Origin of the sequence: Segatella salivae DSM 15606, from assembly GCF_000185845.1 — a bacterium.
Classification (GTDB): Bacteria; Bacteroidota; Bacteroidia; order Bacteroidales; family Bacteroidaceae; genus Prevotella; species Prevotella salivae.
In genome coordinates this window covers 1,925,478-1,946,653 of record NZ_GL629647.1, presented here as the reverse complement: position 1 = coordinate 1,946,653, position 21,176 = coordinate 1,925,478, and the positions used below count along the sequence as shown (strand labels likewise).

General features: G+C 43.6%; 18 protein-coding genes. 10 read left to right on the top strand and 8 right to left on the bottom strand.

The features are described 5' to 3' along the window. Positions 1–252 precede the first annotated feature (252 nt). Positions 253–405 (top strand): hypothetical protein, encoded by a 153-nt coding sequence (locus HMPREF9420_RS15010; protein ID WP_211207522.1) that lies wholly within the window; start codon positions 253–255, stop codon positions 403–405. 270 nt (positions 406–675) lie between these two features. Here the strand turns inward: HMPREF9420_RS15010 and HMPREF9420_RS07845 are convergent, their stop codons facing one another. The 3 genes from HMPREF9420_RS07845 to HMPREF9420_RS07835 form a co-directional block, all read right to left on the bottom strand. Beyond that, positions 676–2,634, bottom strand: a complete 1,959-nt coding sequence (locus HMPREF9420_RS07845) for an alpha-L-arabinofuranosidase C-terminal domain-containing protein (protein WP_007135038.1) — start codon at positions 2,632–2,634, stop codon at positions 676–678. A gap of 102 nt (positions 2,635–2,736) precedes the next feature. Next, positions 2,737–5,922 carry a glycoside hydrolase family 2 TIM barrel-domain containing protein gene (locus HMPREF9420_RS07840; protein ID WP_044079177.1) on the bottom strand — a complete coding sequence of 1,062 codons (3,186 nt, stop codon included), beginning with the start codon at positions 5,920–5,922 and terminating at the stop codon, positions 2,737–2,739. Between the two features lie 561 nt (positions 5,923–6,483). Continuing rightward, positions 6,484–6,684 carry a hypothetical protein gene (locus tag HMPREF9420_RS07835; protein ID WP_007135036.1) on the bottom strand — a complete coding sequence of 67 codons (201 nt, stop codon included), beginning with the start codon at positions 6,682–6,684 and terminating at the stop codon, positions 6,484–6,486. 342 nt (positions 6,685–7,026) lie between these two features. Between HMPREF9420_RS07835 and tnpA the strand changes: the two genes are divergently transcribed. From tnpA to HMPREF9420_RS07800, 7 genes are all read left to right on the top strand, one after another. Further along, on the top strand, positions 7,027–7,962 hold the full coding sequence (tnpA, locus tag HMPREF9420_RS07830; protein WP_004292844.1) for a transposon Tn4555 protein TnpA: 936 nt from the start codon (positions 7,027–7,029) through the stop codon (positions 7,960–7,962). 141 nt (positions 7,963–8,103) lie between these two features. Further along, on the top strand, positions 8,104–9,222 hold the full coding sequence (locus tag HMPREF9420_RS07825; protein WP_004338318.1) for a tyrosine-type recombinase/integrase: 1,119 nt from the start codon (positions 8,104–8,106) through the stop codon (positions 9,220–9,222). A gap of 247 nt (positions 9,223–9,469) precedes the next feature. Beyond that, entirely contained in the window at positions 9,470–10,327 is an 858-nt protein-coding gene (gene tnpC / locus HMPREF9420_RS07820) for a transposon Tn4555 protein TnpC (RefSeq protein ID WP_004339687.1), read from the top strand. Between the two features lie 199 nt (positions 10,328–10,526). Then, the gene (locus HMPREF9420_RS07815) at positions 10,527–10,901 is read left to right on the top strand and encodes an excisionase family DNA-binding protein (protein ID WP_004338328.1); all 375 of its coding nucleotides are present in this window, start codon (positions 10,527–10,529) and stop codon (positions 10,899–10,901) included. A 5-nt stretch (positions 10,902–10,906) separates the two neighbouring features. After that, complete coding sequence (locus HMPREF9420_RS07810; RefSeq protein WP_044079176.1) at positions 10,907–11,995, top strand: AAA family ATPase; 1,089 nt, start codon at positions 10,907–10,909, stop codon at positions 11,993–11,995. 3 nt (positions 11,996–11,998) lie between these two features. Further along, the gene (locus tag HMPREF9420_RS07805) at positions 11,999–13,114 is read left to right on the top strand and encodes a DUF6371 domain-containing protein (protein ID WP_004292742.1); all 1,116 of its coding nucleotides are present in this window, start codon (positions 11,999–12,001) and stop codon (positions 13,112–13,114) included. Positions 13,115–13,397: 283 nt separating this feature from the next. Beyond that, positions 13,398–14,801, top strand: a complete 1,404-nt coding sequence (locus HMPREF9420_RS07800) for a hypothetical protein (RefSeq protein ID WP_004339684.1) — start codon at positions 13,398–13,400, stop codon at positions 14,799–14,801. A gap of 92 nt (positions 14,802–14,893) precedes the next feature. Here HMPREF9420_RS07800 and HMPREF9420_RS07795 read toward each other — a convergent pair whose 3' ends face one another. Continuing rightward, positions 14,894–15,859 carry a CfxA family broad-spectrum class A beta-lactamase gene (locus HMPREF9420_RS07795; RefSeq protein ID WP_004339683.1) on the bottom strand — a complete coding sequence of 322 codons (966 nt, stop codon included), beginning with the start codon at positions 15,857–15,859 and terminating at the stop codon, positions 14,894–14,896. A gap of 623 nt (positions 15,860–16,482) precedes the next feature. Here HMPREF9420_RS07795 and HMPREF9420_RS07790 point away from each other — a divergent pair. Continuing rightward, positions 16,483–16,704: an Abi family protein gene (locus HMPREF9420_RS07790; RefSeq protein ID WP_004356044.1), complete on the top strand. Its 222-nt coding sequence runs from the start codon at positions 16,483–16,485 to the stop codon at positions 16,702–16,704. 784 nt (positions 16,705–17,488) lie between these two features. On the opposite strand, the gene pckA is transcribed toward HMPREF9420_RS07790, so the two are convergent. Beyond that, positions 17,489–19,102: a phosphoenolpyruvate carboxykinase (ATP) gene (gene pckA / locus HMPREF9420_RS07785; RefSeq protein WP_007135031.1), complete on the bottom strand. Its 1,614-nt coding sequence runs from the start codon at positions 19,100–19,102 to the stop codon at positions 17,489–17,491. A gap of 243 nt (positions 19,103–19,345) precedes the next feature. On the opposite strand from pckA, the gene upp reads away from it, so the two are divergent. Further along, the gene (gene upp / locus HMPREF9420_RS07780; RefSeq protein WP_021825790.1) at positions 19,346–20,005 is read left to right on the top strand and encodes a uracil phosphoribosyltransferase; all 660 of its coding nucleotides are present in this window, start codon (positions 19,346–19,348) and stop codon (positions 20,003–20,005) included. A 310-nt stretch (positions 20,006–20,315) separates the two neighbouring features. On the opposite strand, the gene HMPREF9420_RS14710 is transcribed toward upp, so the two are convergent. From HMPREF9420_RS14710 to HMPREF9420_RS14235, 3 genes are all read right to left on the bottom strand, one after another. Beyond that, positions 20,316–20,588: a hypothetical protein gene (locus HMPREF9420_RS14710; RefSeq protein ID WP_007135029.1), complete on the bottom strand. Its 273-nt coding sequence runs from the start codon at positions 20,586–20,588 to the stop codon at positions 20,316–20,318. 208 nt (positions 20,589–20,796) lie between these two features. Continuing rightward, positions 20,797–20,973 carry a hypothetical protein gene (locus tag HMPREF9420_RS13930; protein ID WP_007135028.1) on the bottom strand — a complete coding sequence of 59 codons (177 nt, stop codon included), beginning with the start codon at positions 20,971–20,973 and terminating at the stop codon, positions 20,797–20,799. A gap of 14 nt (positions 20,974–20,987) precedes the next feature. Further along, a partial coding sequence (locus HMPREF9420_RS14235) for a tetrahydrofolate synthase (protein WP_169309686.1) occupies positions 20,988–21,176 on the bottom strand: 189 nt, incomplete at its 5' end.

Here is a 21,176-nt window from a genome sequence, read left to right as displayed (position 1 = left end):
TAAACATTCGCAAGGAGATTCAACGCCATAGGTGTTGAGTTTTCTTTGAGAAGGCACGGTTATAGCGAGGGGATTTATGGCGGATTAATCAAAAAAAGCGCAACACCTACGGCGTTGTTCCACGCAAACCATACGTTAACCCAGGGTAGCCTGCACTATCGTTTGGCAACCCTGGGCTATCAAAAGCGCAACACCTACGGCGTTGAAACGTGCATTTTGTAATACAATTGATAGCAATATACGAATAAACAAATGGCAAAACTGGGCAATATTCCAATGAATACATCCACTATTGCGAATGTCGCAACCACGCAACTCGGTACGAGTTGTACTTCTGATAGCCCGGGGTTGGCGAGGAACGAGCCTACCCCGGGTAAACGTTCGCAAGGGGATTCAACGCCATAGGTGTTGAGCTTTTTCTATGAAAGTATGGGTATAACGATGGGATTTATGGCGGATTACGCTTAGAAAGCGTAACACCTACGGCGTTGAAACGTTTATTTAATAATATAATTAATACAAACATTCGAATAAATAAATAGCAAAATATGGAAATACTTCAATGAATATATCCGCCATGTCGAATGTTATGATGGTGCAACGCTGTAAGCGTTGTTCTTTTAATAGCCCAGGGTTGGCGAGCAAAAGTGCTGTCAACCCTGGGTTATAACCATATTAAAAGCGATAGACAACAAACGATTTTGCTGGCACTTTCATTGAAACGACATTGCCATTTGCTTCTATCTCACTTGTTTGAGGTACGACATTGGTTTTATTTTCCAATGAGTTCACGGCACGTGGATTGTCACTGTGCAGGGTGATACACTTTCCTTTGCCAAGCGTTTTCAATCCTTCGAACGTGACATTCACCTGCTTTTCGCGGTCATCTACATTGACAATCTTCACGATATACGCCTTTTCTGCCTTATCATATACGGCACTGGCATAGATCTTTTCTTTGCCTTCAACAGGCTTTCCGCCTTCGGTCAGACGAAGGACATTCGTACCTCGGTTTGTAGCATAAAGCATTTGCACATACCAATTGACTGTACGCACACTCTGAAGATTGTCAAACCAGATGAGATCGGGACGCCATTGCCAACCTTCAACATGTGCAAACAGAGGGGCATATGTAGCTTGCCACACGACATCGGCATTGCGTTCAAGTCCTGTCATGAAGGCCGCCTCGGACAAAGCTGCCTCAAAATTGTTCATCGCTACATTTGGTTGCTTGTCAAGTCCACGCACATGAGCTGCATATTCGCCAGCAAACACCTTCGGACCCTTACGATTATAGTGATCATATCGACCTGCATTGTTCAAGAACCAATCAGGAGACATGTAGTAATGTTCGTCAACAAGGTCGACACCGAGCTTGCGCATTTGTTGCCATCCATAGTCAAACTCCTTGCCACTTGCCGAAGGTCCTGATGAGCCGCATATCTTTATGTGTGGATATTTGGCACGAATCTGCTTCATAAATGCCTCTAAACGTTCGGGATATAAAGGTCCCCATTGCTCATTTCCGATACCAATCTGCTTGAGGTTAAACGGAGCTGGGTGACCCATGTCAGCGCGGACGCGTCCCCATTTGCTTGTAACGGGACCATTGGCAAACTCAATCAAGTCGAGCGCATCATCGATATAAGGTTGCAAGTCGGCCATAGCAGTGTGTGCATTTCGGTCGTTATCATCATTCTGATACTGGCAAGCGAGCCCACAACTCAATACAGGAAGCGGTTCGGCTCCTATCTTTTCAGATAGGAGAAAGAACTCAAAGAAGCCCATGCCTAACGTCTGATAGTAGTTTGGAAAGAGTCGATGTGGGAAGGTATAATTCCATCTATTCTCGTTCAAAGGACGCTCTTCTACGGGCCCAACTGTGTTCTTCCACTGATAGCGTGTAGCCAAATCAGTTCCTTCAACGATACAACCTCCGGGGAAACGGAATATCCCTGGGTGGAGTTCTGCGAGGTCTTTTACAAGGTCAGCACGCATCCCATGCCAACTATCTTCAGGGAAAAGACTCACATGATCAAGGTCTACTGCCCCACCTTTTTCAAGGAAAATGCGAAGCAATCCCTTTTCAACGGTCTTATCAACCGTCAGCGTTGAGGTATATTTCTGCCATTGATTGCTCTTCACAGTGATTCTTGTTGAGACAATAGGTCGGTCTTCTTCATCAACAAGTTCAACGCGAAATTTTGCTGAATCGCCTTGCAACATGTGCAAACGAGCATATACAGAGAAGTCATAACACATGCCTTTCTTCAGTCCCATGCCGAAAAAGCCACGATTTTCCAAGCCAGTTCGCTTCTCACGATGTCCCGCATCAGAGAGTGTTATGTAGTGAGGATTGCGCGCAAAGGCAGGCTTTTGGTCGTTCACAATGACATTACCGAAGGTGTTCCAACCCATTAATCGGTCGGGAAACTCAAACGAACGATTCTCTATCATCTCGGCATAGAGGCCGCCATCTGCCGCAAAATTGATATCTTCGAAAAAGATACCATACATTGTTGGCTGTATGGTTGCGCCGGGTTTAGTGTTGACAGTGAACTGATGTTGTGCGTTGATGCTGACAGATGTTAGTGCCGTCATCAATAAGGTGGATAAGATTTTCTTTGTCTTCATATTAGGTTATTGTTGCATTATCAATGGTTTTATAGTCGCAAAAATAAGAAAATCCACCTCATTGGAGGTGGATTTTATGGGTTAAAAGGTGGATAAACCACGTTATTTCACAATCGGACGCAACAAGAACTCATGGGTTCTGTCACCATAGTGCAGGCGATAGCGCTCCAAAGGCCACTCACCCCAGCTGTTAGTTCCACCCACTCCGGTTTGTTCTTTGTCGATACAAAGGTTGGTGAATGGTGACTTTTTAACTTGATAACTATGGCGTTGTCCCTTCTCAAGTCCATCATCAAGGTCGGCAATCGCATAGTGGAGGGCAGACATAGAGAGGTCACCAAGCTCACCATGTATTTCAAGTCCTGTGCCCGAAACATTGGTCTGTTGCCACCATTTAACATCTTGTTTCGTGCCATTTTCCTGTGGACGGATGTAAGGGAAGAACTGATTGTCGGCTGTTTGCTTGTAGATGCCAATACGTTCTGAAGCTTTCCGGTCGCTATAATTCTCTATTGGACCACGTCCAAAGTATCGAATCTGATCCATGTTATACGGCATTTGCATCACCATTCCGAAGCGAAGCATGTCGCTCACCTTGGCATTCTTGTCAGTGGTCATCTGCATCTTGACGTTCAATTCGCCTTTCTCGAAGATGGTATAGGTCAGCTTTAACTGCGCTTTCACTGTCGGCATGTCATAGCATGCAATAACAGTTGGATGCGCTTTCATGGTTCCATTAGCTACCATTTGGGTGGTTAACGAAATCAATTTCATTTCAGGATTGCGCCAAACACCAAGTTTATGCTGGAAATCGGCACCCATATCGTTGTCTGTTAAAGCACGCCAGAAGTTGGCTTTCAACGTGCCTCCATTGCCTAACATATTAGTTCCGCCAACTTCATATTGGGTTAACCAGCCTGTTGTTTGGTCGAAACCAAGGGCGAAATTGTCGCCTACAACGCGGAGAACTGGCTCATTCTTCTTGTTGATGAACTTCACTTTCACGGGTGATGGCTCGTACATGGCATGTGCAACAGACGCATCTGACATGAATTGTTGATGTGCAACAACCTGTCCTTTAGCCATGAGTGGCTCGGCTTCTTTTAGCAGATAATCCACATTTAAGTACATGAATCGGCTTGACTTTTCATCTAATGGCAACTGAATTTCAGCCGTTTGCTGTGGCTGAACATTCAGATTGTTGATGTTTCCTGATGCAAGTTCATAGCCGTATTCATCCAAGGCAGTCCACTTCAAGCGGTAGTTGCTGAGGTCACGGAAGAAGTATTCGTTCTTGATTCGTATCTTTCCAGCATCCAAGTCTACGGGTTCTGTCCATATATTTTGATACTGATAAGCCAGTTCATAGGCATGAGGATTGAGCTGACGGTCAGGACCTATAATACCATTGCAGTTGAAGTTATTGTCTGAAGGGTCATAATTGTTGTAGTCACCACCATAGCAATACTCCTCTTGATTACCCGTTCCAGGCTCTAATGAAGCAGCTTTAGCCTCATAATCAGCTAAGGTTCGTGATGCCTTAAAATTGAGATTCTTGTGCAATCCCTGGTCAACGAAGTCCCAATCGAAGCCTCCTTGATACTTAGGATACTTGCGGATTAGGCGCCAATATTCGGCAAGATTTCCTCCCGAATTACCCATTGTATGGTTGTATTCACACTGGATAAGCGGCATGGTTTTAGTCGAATCAAGACAATATTTCTCACAGTTTGCAACAGAATAATACATCGGGCAGAAGATATCTGAAGCTCTTGAACCCTTCCAAGCAGCCTGTTCATACTGCACAGGACGTGAGGGATCATATTGCTTTATCCAATCATACGCCTTATCGAAATGGTCACAATACCTACTCTCATTACCCAAACTCCACGTGATAATGCTTGGATGATTGAACTGCATCGCTACATTATGCTGATTGCGTTGCATCACAGGAGTAGCAAACTGAGCCTGTATCATCAGAGAATTATCATCATATCCGAGGCCATGGCTTTCCTGATTAGCCTCAGAAACGACATAAAGGCCATACTCATCACAAAGGTCATACCAGCGAGGATCATCGGGATAGTGGCACGTTCTGACGGCATTGATGTTCAAACGCTTCATGATTTTGATGTCTTGAATCATGCGATCGAGCGTCACAACATAACCTCCATCGGGGTCAACTTCATGGCGGTTGGCACCCTTTATGAGGATAGGCATACCATTAACAAGCATTTGCGAGCCTTTGATTTCAACCTTTCTAAAGCCCACCTTCTGTGTGATAACCTCTTTTACCTGGCGTTTTTGGTCTTTCACCGTAGCCACAAGAGTATATAAATAAGGTGTCTCTGCTGACCATTTCTTTACGTTACGCACCATGAAATGCACGTTTCCGCGTTGTCTTCCCTTAAAGTTTGACTCACTCTTTACTATGGTTTTACCATTCGCATTGAGCAATTCGAAGTCTATAATTGGGTTTCCTTTCGCAGTAACTGCTATCATAGCGTCTCCATCTGTGTAGTTATTTGTGAGATCTGGAGTAATGCGAATATCATCAATATGCACGCTTGCATCACGAGAATACAAGTAACATTCGCGTGCAACTCCACTTAAACGCCAGAAGTCTTGGTCCTCACTATACGATCCATCACACCATCTGAAGGTCTGAAATGCTATGAGATTCTCTCCTGGTTTAAGATATTTTGTAATGTCATATTCGGCAGCTACCTTACTATCTTCAGTGTAACCAACGTATTGTCCGTTTACCCATAGGTACATATTTGACGTTACCGAGCCGAAGTGAGCTATCACTTGACGTCCTTTCCACGTGTCAGGAAGCGTTATGGTTCGACGGTAACTACCAACATGGTTGTCTTTAATGGGCACCTGAGGAGGATTATTTTTGAAGTGTCCTCGCCATGCAAAACCGACATTTAAGTATACAGGATCTCCGTAACCATTGACTTCCCATATACCAGGTACAGCCAACTTGCCCCATGAAGCGTCGTTAAACGTCGTCTTAAAGAAGTCGGTTGGGCGTTCATCGGCATTAGGAACCCAATTGAATTTCCAGTCACCTTCGAGCGAGAAGAAGTTGTTTGATTGTTTCTTATCACCCTTCATTGCTTTGTCATTAGACTCAAAAGCGAAGAAGTTTGTATGCAAAGGAAAACGATTTACCTCATTAACGGCACAGTCATGCCATTCAGTAAAGGTTGGTTGTTGTTGTGCATGGCTGCATAATGGACTTGCCATCGCCGCCAGTGCAAACAGTAATTTTGTATTCATATCTTTATGGTTTGAAGTTCTTAGGTATTTGGTTATGTGCACAAAGATACGTAAAAAAAACATACCCTGCAAATAATGGTGATGAGAAAAGCATCTTATCAACTCGTCTATGGCTGAAAGTTAGAAACTTCTTTCTATGAAAAGAAGATTGATTTATATCAAAAATTCGCGAAGATTTTTATTGAAAAGTCATATCGTTACAATCTGTTTTTGAAATAATTTATACTTTCGCGCCAACAAACAACAATAGGTTTTTAGGTAAGCAAGATTTATTTTAAGAAACGAAATAGGTTTAGCTAACGAAAGGAAAAGGATTAGTGTTCAGGAAAAACGATTTGAAAGTAGGATTAGTCAAAGGTGAAAGTAAGATTGTTTTAAGGGATAATCTATTTAAAGTTTTAGGTTTTTAGTTATTGAATTTAGGTTAAAGGTTGTTTGTAATGACAAGAAAGGTGGTGTCGAAAGTCGGCCCACCAATGACAATCGGGGTGAGAAATCAACTCCGATTTTTTCATTTTATAGAAGGTTCTGTTTGTAATAGCGCGCAAAAGTGTCTGCGTTCTATTCTGCAAGTAGCATATTTGCCGTTTCTTCGGGTGTGTTAAAAGGCATCCCAAAGGCTAAATCGTCATCTGAAAATGAGGCCAACCGCGCGTTAACTTCTTTTTCTGTAAGCTGCAATTCACCATTATCCTTCGTTGCAGACAACATGCATTGTCTCACCGCCTCGCGATATTCGTCGACAATTGTATTTATAACCATAGAACAACCAAAACTAATCAGAAATATCCGAGTGTAAATCTTTAATTACCAGCATATTCTAAAATTTAACACTTTTCGGTTGCCATTTGTCGCTTCCCAAATTTCCACATATTTTTGAGACGTATTTCTGACGTGGAGAATTTGCGGGGCTTGTTTTTTGTCACACCGTGCAGACAGTTGACAAGGGTTTACAACCGTTTACGACAAGCGACAATAACCGCCCCGATATGCGGAAACAGTCACACTGTGTAGAAAAGCGACAATGGTTGACTTCCGTTCACATCCGTTTACCATTTCAGAGATATAGGATTGAAGAAATGAACCATTAAACGATAAAACGGTATGAAAGCAACCAGAAAATGCAGTTTTTGCGGCAAGTCCTTTGTAACCCGAAGCGGTATGCAAAGATATTGCAGTGAGGCTTGTCAGGCAGAAGCCAAACGAGCCAGAGTGATGCAGAAGAACAACCTCTTCAAAGTCGCCCAACCCTTGATGGAGATACAGCATCAGGAGTATCTCACCTTTTCCAAAGCAGCCATCCTCATGGGCTGTTCCCGACAGTACATTTACAAACTTGTAGCCATCGGCAAGCTGAAAGCCTCACGCATCAGCAACCGCATGGCATTCATCCGCAGAGCCGACATCGAGCAGATGTTGGAGGGCAATCCCTATCACCGCATCCTGCCCGGCAACACCTCCACACCAAGGAAATCATCTTCATCTTCCTTACCTGCCAAAAGAGAAAAAAGGGAAAAGGAAAGCGAAGAAGTGTTGGACTTCTATTCGGGCGAGGAGGTGATGTCCCTTTTTAAGGTAAAGCAGTCATGGCTTTACACTTCCGCCAAGCGTAACCATATCCCCATCTGCCGTATCGCAGGAAAGAACTATTACAGCAAGAAGCATATTGACGAGTTTTTCGGTGTGGCAGTTGATATTAGCGAAATTACCGACTGGCTACTGACCGAGGAGGTGGAGGAACTGTTCGGCATGAAGCCGACCGCACTCCGTGCCTACACCTATCGCCATAAGATACCCACTAAAAGAGAGTACGGGCGTACCTATTACTCCAAATCACATTTGAACGAACTCCGCAGAACTGACCTTGTGAACGATGAACGCTACTATACCGTTGAGCAGGTGCAGCAAATCTATGGTCTTTCGTCAGCCAACATCTGCCATATCGTCAAGGTGAAGCACATCGAAAAGATAAAGGTGGGTGTGAAAAACCTGCTTTTGCGCTCAGATGTGGAGCGTGTCATGGCTGAAAGGAACAAATAACCGTGAAAAATCGGGATTATCGAAAATTATTTCAAAATGATGTATCGTGGAGGTATTCACGGATATTTCACGTTGTTCCTTTGCCATCGGAAACATGGATACAACTCCAAAATGTATACAACCAATTAAAACATAATTATTATGAGTAAATGCAAAACAGTTACCTTGCGTAAGCGCAAGATTAAGAACGGGACACAGTATTCACTATGCCTTGACTACTATCCCGGCTACCGTGACAATGTCACCATGAGAGTGATTACACGTGAAGCCTTAGGAATTTACATCTTCGCCAAACCTGCAAACCAGCAGGAACGGGACTTCAACGCACGCATGATGAAGAAAGCGGTCATCCTGCGCAACCAGCGCTACGAAGCCATTTTCAATGAAAACAACGGCTTTTTTGACAAGACCAAGATGAAGGGCGATTTCCTTGCCTATTTCAAAGGACTGGCTGACCGCAAGAATATCAAGTGGCAGCACGTATACAAGCATTTCCAGCGGTTCGTGAACGGCAAATGCACCTTTGAGGAGGTGGATGTGGATTTGTGCCGCAAGTTCATGGAATACCTGCTTGATGCACCCCAATCCATCCACACCAACCAAAAGCTGCACATCAACTCCGCAGCAGGCTATTGGTCAACTTTCCGTGCCGTGCTGCACACCGCCTACCGTGACAGGAAGATAAAGGAGAACCCAAACGGCTTCTTAGACCGCATCGAGTGCATTCCCACCATCAGGGAGCATTTGAGCCAAGAGGAACTGATACGGCTTGCCGAAACACCCTGTGAGGAGGAGGTCTTGAAAAAAGCTTTTCTTTTCGCCTGTCTTACGGGACTGAGAAAGAGCGACATCAGACAGCTCACGTGGCAGCAGATACAACCATACACCAACGGCAGGATGTTCGTTACCACCCGTATGCAGAAAACCAAAGAAATAGTGCATAACCCCATCAGTGATGAAGCCTATGGACTGCTGGGAGAACGGGGCGAGGGACTTATCTTTGAGGATTTCAAGGACAAGATGCTGCAAGGACCACTCCAACGGTGGCTCACGGCAGCAGGGATAACCAAGAAAATCACCTTTCACTGTACCCGCCACAGCTTCGGAAGCCTGCACGTGGAAATGGGAACGGACATGGCTGTCATCCAAGCCTATCTCGGACATAAGAACATTACCACCACACAAATCTATTCCAAGATAGCAGCGCAGCAGATGTGTCAGGTGGTGGACAAGATAACCTTGAAGCGCAAGGAGGCATAAATGTCTCACATTGACAGGTATTCAGAGGGGCGGTTATGGCTACAAGGCTATAATCGCCCCTCTATGTTTTTGGCTTGATGCCACCATTTATAAGCCCCTCAGAGTATGAAACAGAGTATGATATGATGACATTTCGTGAAATACATTGAAAAAGACCGTTCTAACCGCAAATAACGGGCAGTAATTGGGAAAAATAGCATTAACTTTGCACAAAATAATACAGGAACATTCAATCTCTCAACGAAATATGGAATCATCAATCAAGGACAAATACATCATCTTGGGCTTTGTCGGCTTCGCCATCGTCCTAATATCTTCCATTGCCACGCTGGTAATAGCGGACAGCTTCAACCAAGACAACTTTGTCAGGTGGATAGTATTCGTATGCTGTAACCTGTTGGGATGGTTGCTCTATCTCTCCTTTCAGACACTTATCTTTGATACATACGAAATCTACAAAATCAAGTTCGGCAAGAAAGAAACGATTGCCGAAGCCATAGAGGTGCAGGAAGAACTGTCACAAAATACACTTGAAGAAGCCACATCTGTGCCTGGACCTACATCAGTCCCTGAGCCTGTACCCGAATCATCCCCGACAAAAGAAGAGACACTTATCCAAACACAACCGATAGAGCTTACTATCGCCCCGGATCTTCACGAAAAGAACCGTGCCAATTACGCAAGCAGAGAGCAACGGGAAAAGGAAGAGCGCATCCGCATGGTCATGGAGTATTGCCATTATTACCTGCCTCGCATTGCCGACCAAGAAACCGTGAACCACATCTGTACTGAGGTGGACAAATGGATGAATCTTAACACTTATACCCCGAAGCCCATACAAAGACCGTTTACCAAAGACATCAACAACATTCCACTCCGTCACTTCGTATGGAATATCTCTGAGCGTTTCCTGTACAAGAGATACTACAATGGGGATAACCGTGCCAAGTTCATCAAAGCCCTTTTCCCGAAATCGTTTGCTGATACAGACTTATCAACCATCAAGAATTTCAAGGTAGAGCCGTTAAAGACGGAAATTCCCATTGATGAACCCGAAAACGGCAAACTTGATTTCCACTATCCCGAGGATTATGTGCGGAATTAGGATAATCACGACACCAACGACAACCATCCGGTAACTCATAACCGCCTGTTTTACATCGTTTCCCGAGTAATTTTACCCGTCATTTATGGCTGGGCTTAATTATTCGGGAATTATTTTGCAATGACGTGTCGTGGAGATATTCACGGATATATCATTTCAGTCCTTTGCGCCAAGTCTTACAAAAGAGACGAGTACGCGAATGGAAAAATCAATTCTTACCTTCAACGACCTCCCCGAGGTTGTCGCTCAGCTTCGAGACGAAGTGATGAGCCTGAAAAGCCTGCTCGCCGAGCAGCGCAGTGTGAACAATGCCAAAACGGTGGACACCCACGTGCCCATGTCTGTGGACGAGGCAGCAGAGTATTTAGGTATCCCTAAGGGTACGCTCTACATGAAACTGTCAGAAGGGACAATCCCTGCCACCAAGCCCGGCAAACGCTATTGCCTTTACCGTGACGAACTGGACAAGTGGCTGGAAACCGCCCGAAAGAATCCCATACCGTTGTCAGACGAGGAACTGAACAAGTCCTTATCCTCTTCCCACCGTCGCAAGCCCAACCCACGTAACTGGTGAATGATATGGAAGAGGATAAGAACTATATCAACCTGATACGTGGCGACCTCACAAAAGCATCCCAAGCGCATAACGGTATGCCCGACAGTGTAGGCATGATGAATATCAAGACGGCAAACCAAACCATTCTTGAAGCATCGTTATTGCCTACGCCCCGTGCGCTGTGGGACAGCTTTTGGTACGAGGGGGAACTCTCCTGCTTGTTTGCCGATTCCAACGTGGGCAAGTCCATCCTTGCCGTGCAGATAGCCGACCGCATCGCCCGAACCGACAATGTGCTGTATCTGGACTTTGAACTGTCCGAAAAGCAGTTCCAGCTCCGCTATACCAACGAGCATGGAGAGCTCTACACCTTTCCCGACAAAATCTATCGGGTGTCTATTGACTGCAACCAGCTTTTGGATGCCAACTTTGAGGAAGCTATCATAGGCGGCATTGAACAGATGGCTGTGCAGACCGACTGCAAGATTTTCATCATTGACAATCTTACCTACCTGTGTTGCGCCATGGAGAAAGGCGATGCCGCAGGACGGCTGATGATTCAGCTGAACAATCTCAAAAAGAGATATGCGCTCTCTATCCTTGTCCTGGCACATACGCCCAAACGCTCTTTGGATTGTCCCATCACATCCAACGACCTTGCCGGAAGCAAACGGCTCTACAATTTCTTTGACAGCGTGTTCACCATTGGAAAAAGTGCCCAAGACGGAGGGCTTCGCTATGTGAAGCAGCTTAAAGTGCGCTATGGCACGTTCTCTCATGATGCGGATAATGTAATCGTTTACGAGATTGACAAGGTGGATGCTTTCTTGCAGTTCGTGTTCAGGGGCTATTCCACGGAAAAGGAACACTTGAAAAAATTGGGCGACAATGAATCAAGCCAAAGGGATTGCCAAATTCTGCAACTCTCCCAATCGGGCAAGTCCGTCAGGGAGATAGCCTCACAGGTGAATTGTGGCAAGTCCACCGTAAACCGTATCATCCAGCGCAGCAAAGAGAGTAAAAACGCAGGTGTCCCACTGTCCCAACCCTTAGAGTGTGGGACAATGGGACAGGATGGGACAGCCGACAATCAACCATCAAAAACGGACTAAGCTATGGGCAATTATTCATTACAGAAGTATAAAGGAACGGCAACACGGCATACCTGCCCCAAATGCGGAGACAGGCATTCTTTCGTCTATTACGTGGACGAAAATAATGTGCCGTTGCATCCATCGGTCGGCAGATGTAACCACGAAAGCGGTTGTGGGTATCACTACACTCCGAAAGAGTATTTTCAAGAGCATCCTGAACACAGAACTACCAATGATTTCTCTTTTGACAGGCAAAGAGCAGAGCAGAAGAAAGTGAAGCAGCAAAGTAAGCCGACAGCCATCGGCTATATTCCCCCTCACTATGTGGAGAAGTCGCAAAGCGAGCGTAGCAATTTCTTCCGTTTCCTCTTCACACTCCTTACTTCCTACTATGGCGACAAGGCGAAAGAGGTGTTGAAGCGGTTGTTGGAGGAATACCGTTTGGGGGCTACCCGTGACGGCTCTGTTATCTTTTGGCAGATAGACAGGACGGGCAAGGTACGCACGGGAAAGGTGATGCAGTACAATCCCGAAGACGGACACCGTATCAAGGGAGGACAGACATCGGCAGTGAACTGGATACACAGCATATTGAAAAAGCAGCGTGTGTTGGCAGAGGATTGGCAACTATCCCAATGCCTTTTCGGGGAACACTTGTTGAAAACGCATCCCGACAAGGTGGTGGTCTTGGTGGAATCCGAGAAGAGTGCCGTTATCGGTTCTGCTATCTTCCCCGATTATGTATGGCTGGCTACGGGTGGTAAGAGTCAGATGAGAGAAGAGAAACTCCGTGTACTGTCAGGGCGAACCGTGCTTCTCTTTCCCGATGCCGATGCTTATGCCGAGTGGAAACAGCGAGCCGAGAGCATGTACTTTTGTAAGGTGGTGGTTTCGGACATCATCGAAAGGAATGCCACCCCGAAACAAAAAGAAGCCCATATCGACATAGCCGATTGGATTATCTTTCAGATACGGGAGGGCAAGGTGATGAGTACAGCCAACCACTTGGTCGAGGCTGAGAGAATCCTCCAGCGGATGATAGAGAAGAATCCCGTCCTGCAAAAACTGATAGACGATTTAGACCTTGTGCTGGTCGGTGCATCTCCAATCGGCAACGATGATGAAAAACCTCCCTGACGGAGGAGAGCGGAAGCCGTAGGCTGGAGTTTGCAGACAATGGCTTGCCATTGATATAGCCCACTATAACTACACGCTCCGCTTACGTAGTTGTGGGCTCTCCCGAGGGGATTAGGGTTTTACCCTAATGACCCACTCAGGGCGTTTCTCCCCTGAGAACCCAGAGCAAAGAGTGACCCTCTCTTTGCAATCTCCGCTTATGGGTTGCACCCCTAAGAACCCCATGCGTTTACGGACAGCGGAAAAGCAAACAATAAAGTACAAACCCAAAAAACAAGTATCTATGGCAACAAAATCAAGCATACATATCAAGCCCTGCAATATCGCATCGAGTGAGGCTCACAACAGGAGGACTGCCGAATACATGCGCCACATCGGAGAGTCCAGAACCTATGTGGTTCCAGAACTCTCCACCGATAATGAGCAGTGGATAAATCCCGACTTCGGCAGTCCGGATTTGCGGATGCATTATGACAATATCAGACAGATGGTAAAGGAAAAGACCGGACGTGCCATGCAGGAAAAGGAGCGTGAACGCAAAGGCAAGAACGGTAAAATAGTCAAGATTGCGGGATGCTCCCCCATACGTGAAGGAGTGCTGCTTGTCAGGTCGGACACCACACTGGCAGACGTGCGTAAATTCGGTGAGGAGTGTCAAAGACGCTGGGGAATCACACCGCTGCAAATCTTCCTGCACAAGGATGAAGGGCATTGGCTGAACGGTCAGCCGGAAGCGGAAGACAGGGAAAGCTTCAAAGTCGGGGACAGATGGTTCAAGCCGAACTATCATGCCCATATCGTTTTCGACTGGATGAACCACGAAACAGGAAAGAGCCGAAAGCTCAATGACGATGACATGATGCAGATGCAGACCCTTGCATCCGACATCCTGCTGATGGAACGCGGGCAGTCAAAGGCTGTCACTGGTAAGGAGCATCTGGAACGGAACGACTTTATCATTGAGAAGCAGAAAGCTGAACTGCAACGCATGGATGCAGCCAAACGGCACAAAGAAGAACAGATAAATCTTGCCGAGCAGGAACTGAAACAGGTGAAATCAGAAATACGCACTGACAAGTTAAAGAAGACAGCCACCACGGCAGCGACAGCCATAACTAGTGGAGTTGCTTCTCTTTTCGGGAGTGGAAAACTGAAAGAACTGGAACGTGCCAACGAAAAACTGCAAGACGAGGTTTCAAAACGGAACACCAATATTGAAAAATTGCAGAGCCAAGTACAGCAGATGCAGAAACAGCATGATACGCAAATCCACAATCTCAGAGAAATGCACAGGCAGGAACTTGACATGAAAGAAAAAGAACTGTCACGGCTCGCCAGAATCATAGACAAGGCTTTCAGGTGGTTTCCGATGTTCAGGGAAATGCTGCGCATGGAAAAGTTTTGTGCCATGCTGGGATTCTCTAAAGAAATGACTGAAAGTCTTATAGTCAAAAAAGAAGCCCTGAAATGTAGCGGTAAAATCTATTCCGAGCAACACAGGCGGAACTTTGATATAAAGGATGATATTTTAAGGGTGGAAAATGACCCTGACGATGAAAGCAGGCTGAACCTGACAATAAACAGGAAGCCGATTGCCGACTGGTTCAGGGAGCAATGGCACAGGCTTAGATATGGAGCAAGAGTGCCGCAACAGGAAGAAAGAAAAAGTAGAGGATTCAAATTATAATAGAAGCAATTTGATTAGTAATCTAAAAGCACTCCGATAACGATTAGAGTGCTTTTAGATTGTTTATCATTAATTATCAAAGCAAGTGCAGTTTAAGATTTTACTGAAGTTTGCATTAATAAAGAATATACTACAGCTGATATATGCGCAACATATTGTGACGCTTGTGATTCATTTCCCTTGAAATCCTTAACAAATACCGCTAAGGTATAACTGATATTATTAGGCAGACATATATAGGCAACATCATTGTGAGCTGCAAGAACACCATTTTCATTAACATAACCTGAACCTGTCTTATGCGCTATAACAACCCCTTCTTTATCAAGAAGTGGAGCTGCTATCCTATCTACACCTGTTTTGCATTCTTTTAACGTATTCTTAATGAAACTTTGTTTCTCATCATCGATAAGACCTTCAGTAAACAAACGATTCATCAACATTGCAGCACCAAGAGGAGATGTATAGTTAGAGTAAGCCTTGTTATGGTCAGCCGACATTTCCTCTTCCGTATAAGCTATCTGAAAACTTGAACGAGGAATGAGTGTGGCTATAAAACTATCTGTTTGAGCGACATTAACCATATCCTTAAACATAAGGTTGCTTGCATTGTTGTCACTCTGAGTAAGAGTATAACGCAGCAAATCTCTCACTGTCAATGATATGACTGGCCCTGAATAATCTTTCAGCATAGGACTCCAAGTCTTTGGGTCAAGTTTATCCCTATTTATATTTACTAAGGTATCAAGTGAAATTCCTTTATTGTCAAAGTCATTACAAAGAGCTAATGCCTGATGAACCTTAAACACACTCATCATAGGATAAACACTCTTATTATTGACCTTAACCGTATCTCTGTTATTAACAATAACCGCCACACCAATTTCGCCAGGACAAGCTGAGACAATTTGAGAAATGCTATCAGTCAAAACATTTGTTAAAGGAGGATTTGCGCTATCTTTTGTCGCTGATTTATGGAACAATGAAAATACCAAGATGAAAATGCAAACTAAAGCTATACTCAAAACTACGATTTGTTTTTTTCTGTTTTTTTCCATGTTTATATTATTTATATTTGTTTGACGAGAATATCTTTATTTGCCGACAAAGGTACATAACTTTACGGAAAAATATGTTTCTAAAATATATAAATCAGGGCAACCGCATCAAAATGTCAATAACCTGATAATCAATACTTGTCGATTTTGTATTAATAGGGATAAGTGGGGTGGATACAAGGATGAGAAGTTTCAACAATTTACAATATCCCCCCTTAAAAATGCATAATTTTGTATTTGTCTGAATAATAGCCTGTTGTCAAAAATCATGTTTCTTAAAAAATATTACCCGCAAGGGAAATTTGAATTATATGGGGCAAAAAATCAATTTTTATGGGGTAGTAGTTTCGATTTGGACCAATGGTTTTTTTAGGAAAATGGACAATAAGGGAGAGGAGGAGGTTGAAAACTACGTTTGTTTCCTAAGCTAACGTTATTTTGATGCGGTTGCCCTGTATATAAATAGACAGCTGTGGGGAAAATGTGGGGAAAAATTAGATAATTAAAAAGGCTAAATGACTGAAAATAATCACTTAGCCTTTTAATCCGTACCCAGACCCGTACTTCGTAATTGCTGCGCCCATCATTCAAGACTGTCAAATCGGGTCTTTCCTGTCAAGCCAATGATGCCTATGCGTATGCCAAACACATGGATTACGGATTTCTCGTTCCGTGAACAAACACTTTATCCGCAACTCTGCTATGTGGTGTATTGGCTTAACTCCATTTCTATGGGCAACACTTTTGTTGCAGATTTCAAGCAGCTTTTATCGAAATACCCATCAGTAAGAACTCGTTTATTAGGCTTTCCTCATAATTGGGAACAAGAGCCTTTGTGGAGATAAAATAATTGCCCTGTTTCTTAAAAAGCACTGGGGCAAACCAGCTCCGTCTTTAATTGTTTCCAATAAATGGATTGTTTCAAGCCCCTATAGAAAGAGAACAAAAATTCCTGTGTGAAAATTAATCTACGACAAGGAGCAAGCAAGGAGCAATATCAAACAAAAATCAATACCTTTGCAGTACATATGAGATAGACCAAAACAAAAGTGGAATATCGGAAACGAATAGCAAGGAAAAGAGAAGAAACGACCCAAGTTGATGTCCTTTTTGAGTTAATAATCAATAAAAGCGTTAAATCTTCACCTTTTAGAATGTGCAATTAAAAATAACAACCATATTTCTGACTTATTATCTATAAAATATTGAGTAATAATCGGTTGTAAATACTATTAATTTCTTTTCTTCCATATATATAAATAGGTGTAACTCGTAAATGTTTTGTTCCTACTAAGCAGATAACTTAAATTATTCTATGATGTCAAAACCCAGAGAAAATAACATAAGGCAATAACATTCATAAGGTAAAGACCATAGGCAAAATTACTGAAATATTTGGGAAGATTGATGCTTTTCCCTCACTTTTTTCTTTAGAATAATAAAGACTTCTCATCCTATGCTGTTAAAATAGAACACAATGTAGATGGAGGAAGATAAATAAAAATAACCAAAGTCCTCACAAAATGGCATAAAAAAACCTTGCAACGCATTTGCATTGCAAGGTTTATTATATTCTTCCGACTCTTACACCTTATATATATAAGGAGAGAGTCGAGTCGGATGCGATAATTAAAGCTGTGGACCAGCAGCAACAAGTGCCTTACCAGCCTCATTGCTTTCATACTTCTTGAAGTTCTTAATGAAGCGAGCAGCCAAATCCTTAGCTTTCTCTTCCCACTCAGAAGCATTCTTATAAGTGTCACGAGGATCAAGAATCTCTGTAGCAACACCCTCCAACTTCGTTGGAACAACAAAGTTAAAGTAAGGAATAGTCTTTGTAGGAGCATTGTCAATTGAGTGATTTAAGATAGCATCAATGATACCACGTGTGTCACGAATTGAGATGCGTTTACCTGTACCATTCCATCCAGTGTTAACCAAGTAAGCCTTAGCGCCACTCTTATCCATCTTCTTTACCAACTCCTCTGCATACTTAGTTGGGTGCAATTCGAGGAATGCCTGACCGAAACAAGCTGAGAATGTTGGAGTAGGTTCAGTGATACCACGCTCTGTACCAGCCAACTTAGCGGTGAAACCAGAGAGGAAGTAGTACTTCGTTTGCTCTGCGTTGAGGATAGAAACAGGAGGAAGTACACCGAAAGCATCAGCTGAAAGGAAGATTACTTGCTTAGCAGCTGGACCCTGAGATTCAGGACGTTGGATGTTCTTAATGTGGTAAATAGGATAAGAAACACGTGTATTCTCAGTGATACTCTTATCATTGAAGTCAATCTTTCCATCCTTATCTACGGTTACATTCTCAAGAAGAGCGTCGCGAGTAATAGCGCCATAGATGTCTGGTTCAGACTCTTTGTCAAGGTTGATAACCTTTGCATAGCAGCCACCTTCAAAGTTAAATACGCCCTTGTCGTCCCATCCGTGCTCGTCATCACCGATGAGTTTGCGCTTAGGATCAGTTGAAAGAGTTGTCTTACCCGTACCAGAAAGGCCGAAGAAGATAGCAGTATTCTCGCCGTTGAGGTCTGTATTAGCAGAGCAGTGCATAGAAGCCATGCCCTTAAGTGGCAAGAAGTAGTTCATCATTGAGAACATACCTTTCTTCATTTCACCACCATACCATGTGTTAACGATAACCTGCTCTTTAGATGTTACGTTGAACATTACACAAGTTTCTGAGTGCAAGCCGAGTTCCTTATAGTTCTCAACCTTTGCCTTAGAAGCATTGTATACGATGAAATCTGGCTCTTGATCGAAGTCAGCTTCATTCTTTGGACGGATGAACATGTTTGTAACAAAGTGAGCTTGCCATGCAACCTCAACGATGAAACGAATCTTCATGCGAGTATCTTTGTGTGTACCGCAGAAACCATCTACTACAAACAAGCGCTTGTTTGAAAGCTCTTTCTTAGCTATTTCCTTAACAGCTTTCCATGCTTCTTGACTTGCTCGGTGGTTATCATTGTGGTATTCCTCTGAGTCCCACCACACTGTATTATGAGATGTTTCATCATCAACGATGAACTTATCCTTAGGAGAACGGCCGGTATAGATACCTGTCTTAACGTTGATAGCGCCAAGTTCTGTCTCCTGACCTACCTCAAAACCTTCGAGACCTTCTTTTGTCTCTTCATTAAACAACACCTCATACGTAGGGTTGTAAAGTACTTCTGTAGTACCTGTAATGCCGTACTTCTCAAGTACTGATTTGTCAAACTTTGCCATTTCTTAAATGTATTTAAGTTGTGAAATTAAATTTGTCGTTATGTTATTCTTGAATTTCTTGACGGCAAAGTTAAGGAAAAAAATATATATATCCCAACTTTCGAGCTCTAAAATTCAGTCGATTTAGGTCGTTTCTTAGTTAAAGTTGTTAAAAAGAATCAGTCAATAAACACATTTGTAAGACTCACTTTGCAAAAGAAGATAGAATTAAATACCTTTGCAAAAATTAATTCGAAACAACCTATGAAAATTGTAAACTTCTCCGAGAAAAATAGTATTATTAACCAGTATCTGGCCGAAATGAGAGACGTTGACTATCAAAACAATCGACTACTCTTTAGAAACAATATCATGCGTATAGGCGAATTTGAAGCTTTCGAGATATCAAAGACGTTGCATTATGAGGCAAAAGACATCACAACTCCATTAGGAATCTCACGCGTAAATGTGCCTACTGACAAGATTGTTTTAGCCACTATCTTCCGTGCAGGCCTACCTTTTCATAATGGGTTTCTCAACATCTTCGACCATGCTGGCAATGCTTTCGTGAGCGCATATCGCGAATATAAGGACGCCGAACACCACGAAGTGGGTATTCATATCGAATATCTTGCCACACCAAATATTGATGGAAAGACACTGATTATCGCCGATCCGATGCTTGCAACAGGTGGAAGCATGGAGTTAGGCTTTAAGGCTTTCCTCACAAAGGGCACGCCTAAACAGATTCATGTGTGCTGTGTCATCGCCTCACCTGAGGGCATTGACCACATCAAAAAGACCTTCCCAGAAGATAAAACCACAATATGGTGTGCTGCCATTGACCCTGGAATGAACGAACATAAGTATATCGTTCCGGGATTTGGTGACGCTGGTGACCTCTGTTATGGGGAGAAACTATAACGTCGTTACTACCCTACAACCTGCTTCCGATAACCTCTTTGCGAGCTATTATCGGAAGCATCACACCATGACAAACCACCTTTTAAAACATCATCTGCCCATAATGCATGCGCAAAGTGACGCATTTCACACGATGAAATGACGCAAATCACCGCATGAAATGCCTTATTTTAAACGATAAAATGACGCAGATTGTACAGCCATTTAACGCAGTTTGCAATGTGTTTATAGTTCAACGCTAAAGGCGTTGTACGTTTGATAGCCCTGGGTTGGCGTCAGCCTACCCTGGGTTATGCATGTAGTGAGGAGGTCAACGCCGTAGGTGTCGTGCTTTTTCTGCGTGGAATGCCGCGATAAAACGACAAAGAATAAAAGGTACAACGCCTACAGCGTTGTTCTCGCTAATGGCAAATAACCCAGGGTAGCCTTCGCTTTCGCTCGCCAACCCTGGGCTATCAAACGTACAACGCTTACAGCGTTGCACCATGAGAGCGTTTATATTGCAAAATTCATTCATTTGAATAATGGCGCAATACCTACGGCGTTGCGTGATGAGCGCATTCATCATGGTAGATGTATCCATTGAAATAATGGCATAAACCCCACATTGTTACATAGTTATAACATACAAAATTGCGGATACATTCATTGGAATATTAACATATTTTGCTATTTATTTGTTCACATGTTGGCATCAATTGTATTATAAAATGAATGCTTCAACGCCGTAGGTGTTGCACTTTTTTTGATTAATTCGCTATATTTTCTGGCGCAACATAATGTAATTCATGTTATGGATTGAATGTTTCAACGCCGTAGGTGTTGCGTTTTTGATAGCCCAGGGTTGCCAAACGATAGTGCAGGCTACCCTGGGTTAGCGTATGGTTTGTGGGGAACAACGCCGTAGGTGTTGTGCTTTTTCGGCGCAATCCGCCATTAATCTCCTCATTATAACCATGTTTTCTCAAAAAAAGCTCAACACCTACGGCGTTGAATCTCCTTGCGAACGTTTACCCGGGGTAGGCTCGTTCCTCGCCAACCCCGGGCTATCAAAAGAACAACTCGTACCGAGTTGCCCCATGAGGACATTAATATTGCGAAATTCATCCATTGAGACAATAGCACAATACCAACGCAGTTGCGAGATGAAACAATTGTGAGCGTGGCGTGG

Excerpts from the sequence above, each read along its gene's own strand:
- HMPREF9420_RS15010 (WP_211207522.1), top strand. The coding sequence starts at position 253 with ATGGCAAAACTGGGCAATATTCCAATGAATACATCCACTATTGCGAAT.
- HMPREF9420_RS07845 (WP_007135038.1), bottom strand. The coding sequence starts at position 2,634 with ATGAAGACAAAGAAAATCTTATCCACCTTATTGATGACGGCACTAACA.
- HMPREF9420_RS07840 (WP_044079177.1), bottom strand. The coding sequence starts at position 5,922 with ATGAATACAAAATTACTGTTTGCACTGGCGGCGATGGCAAGTCCATTA.
- HMPREF9420_RS07835 (WP_007135036.1), bottom strand. The coding sequence starts at position 6,684 with ATGGTTATAAATACAATTGTCGACGAATATCGCGAGGCGGTGAGACAA.
- tnpA (WP_004292844.1), top strand. The coding sequence starts at position 7,027 with ATGAAAGCAACCAGAAAATGCAGTTTTTGCGGCAAGTCCTTTGTAACC.
- HMPREF9420_RS07825 (WP_004338318.1), top strand. The coding sequence starts at position 8,104 with ATGAGTAAATGCAAAACAGTTACCTTGCGTAAGCGCAAGATTAAGAAC.
- tnpC (WP_004339687.1), top strand. The coding sequence starts at position 9,470 with ATGGAATCATCAATCAAGGACAAATACATCATCTTGGGCTTTGTCGGC.
- HMPREF9420_RS07815 (WP_004338328.1), top strand. The coding sequence starts at position 10,527 with ATGGAAAAATCAATTCTTACCTTCAACGACCTCCCCGAGGTTGTCGCT.
- HMPREF9420_RS07810 (WP_044079176.1), top strand. The coding sequence starts at position 10,907 with ATGGAAGAGGATAAGAACTATATCAACCTGATACGTGGCGACCTCACA.
- HMPREF9420_RS07805 (WP_004292742.1), top strand. The coding sequence starts at position 11,999 with ATGGGCAATTATTCATTACAGAAGTATAAAGGAACGGCAACACGGCAT.
- HMPREF9420_RS07800 (WP_004339684.1), top strand. The coding sequence starts at position 13,398 with ATGGCAACAAAATCAAGCATACATATCAAGCCCTGCAATATCGCATCG.
- HMPREF9420_RS07795 (WP_004339683.1), bottom strand. The coding sequence starts at position 15,859 with ATGGAAAAAAACAGAAAAAAACAAATCGTAGTTTTGAGTATAGCTTTA.
- HMPREF9420_RS07790 (WP_004356044.1), top strand. The coding sequence starts at position 16,483 with ATGATGCCTATGCGTATGCCAAACACATGGATTACGGATTTCTCGTTC.
- pckA (WP_007135031.1), bottom strand. The coding sequence starts at position 19,102 with ATGGCAAAGTTTGACAAATCAGTACTTGAGAAGTACGGCATTACAGGT.
- upp (WP_021825790.1), top strand. The coding sequence starts at position 19,346 with ATGAAAATTGTAAACTTCTCCGAGAAAAATAGTATTATTAACCAGTAT.
- HMPREF9420_RS14710 (WP_007135029.1), bottom strand. The coding sequence starts at position 20,588 with ATGGATACATCTACCATGATGAATGCGCTCATCACGCAACGCCGTAGG.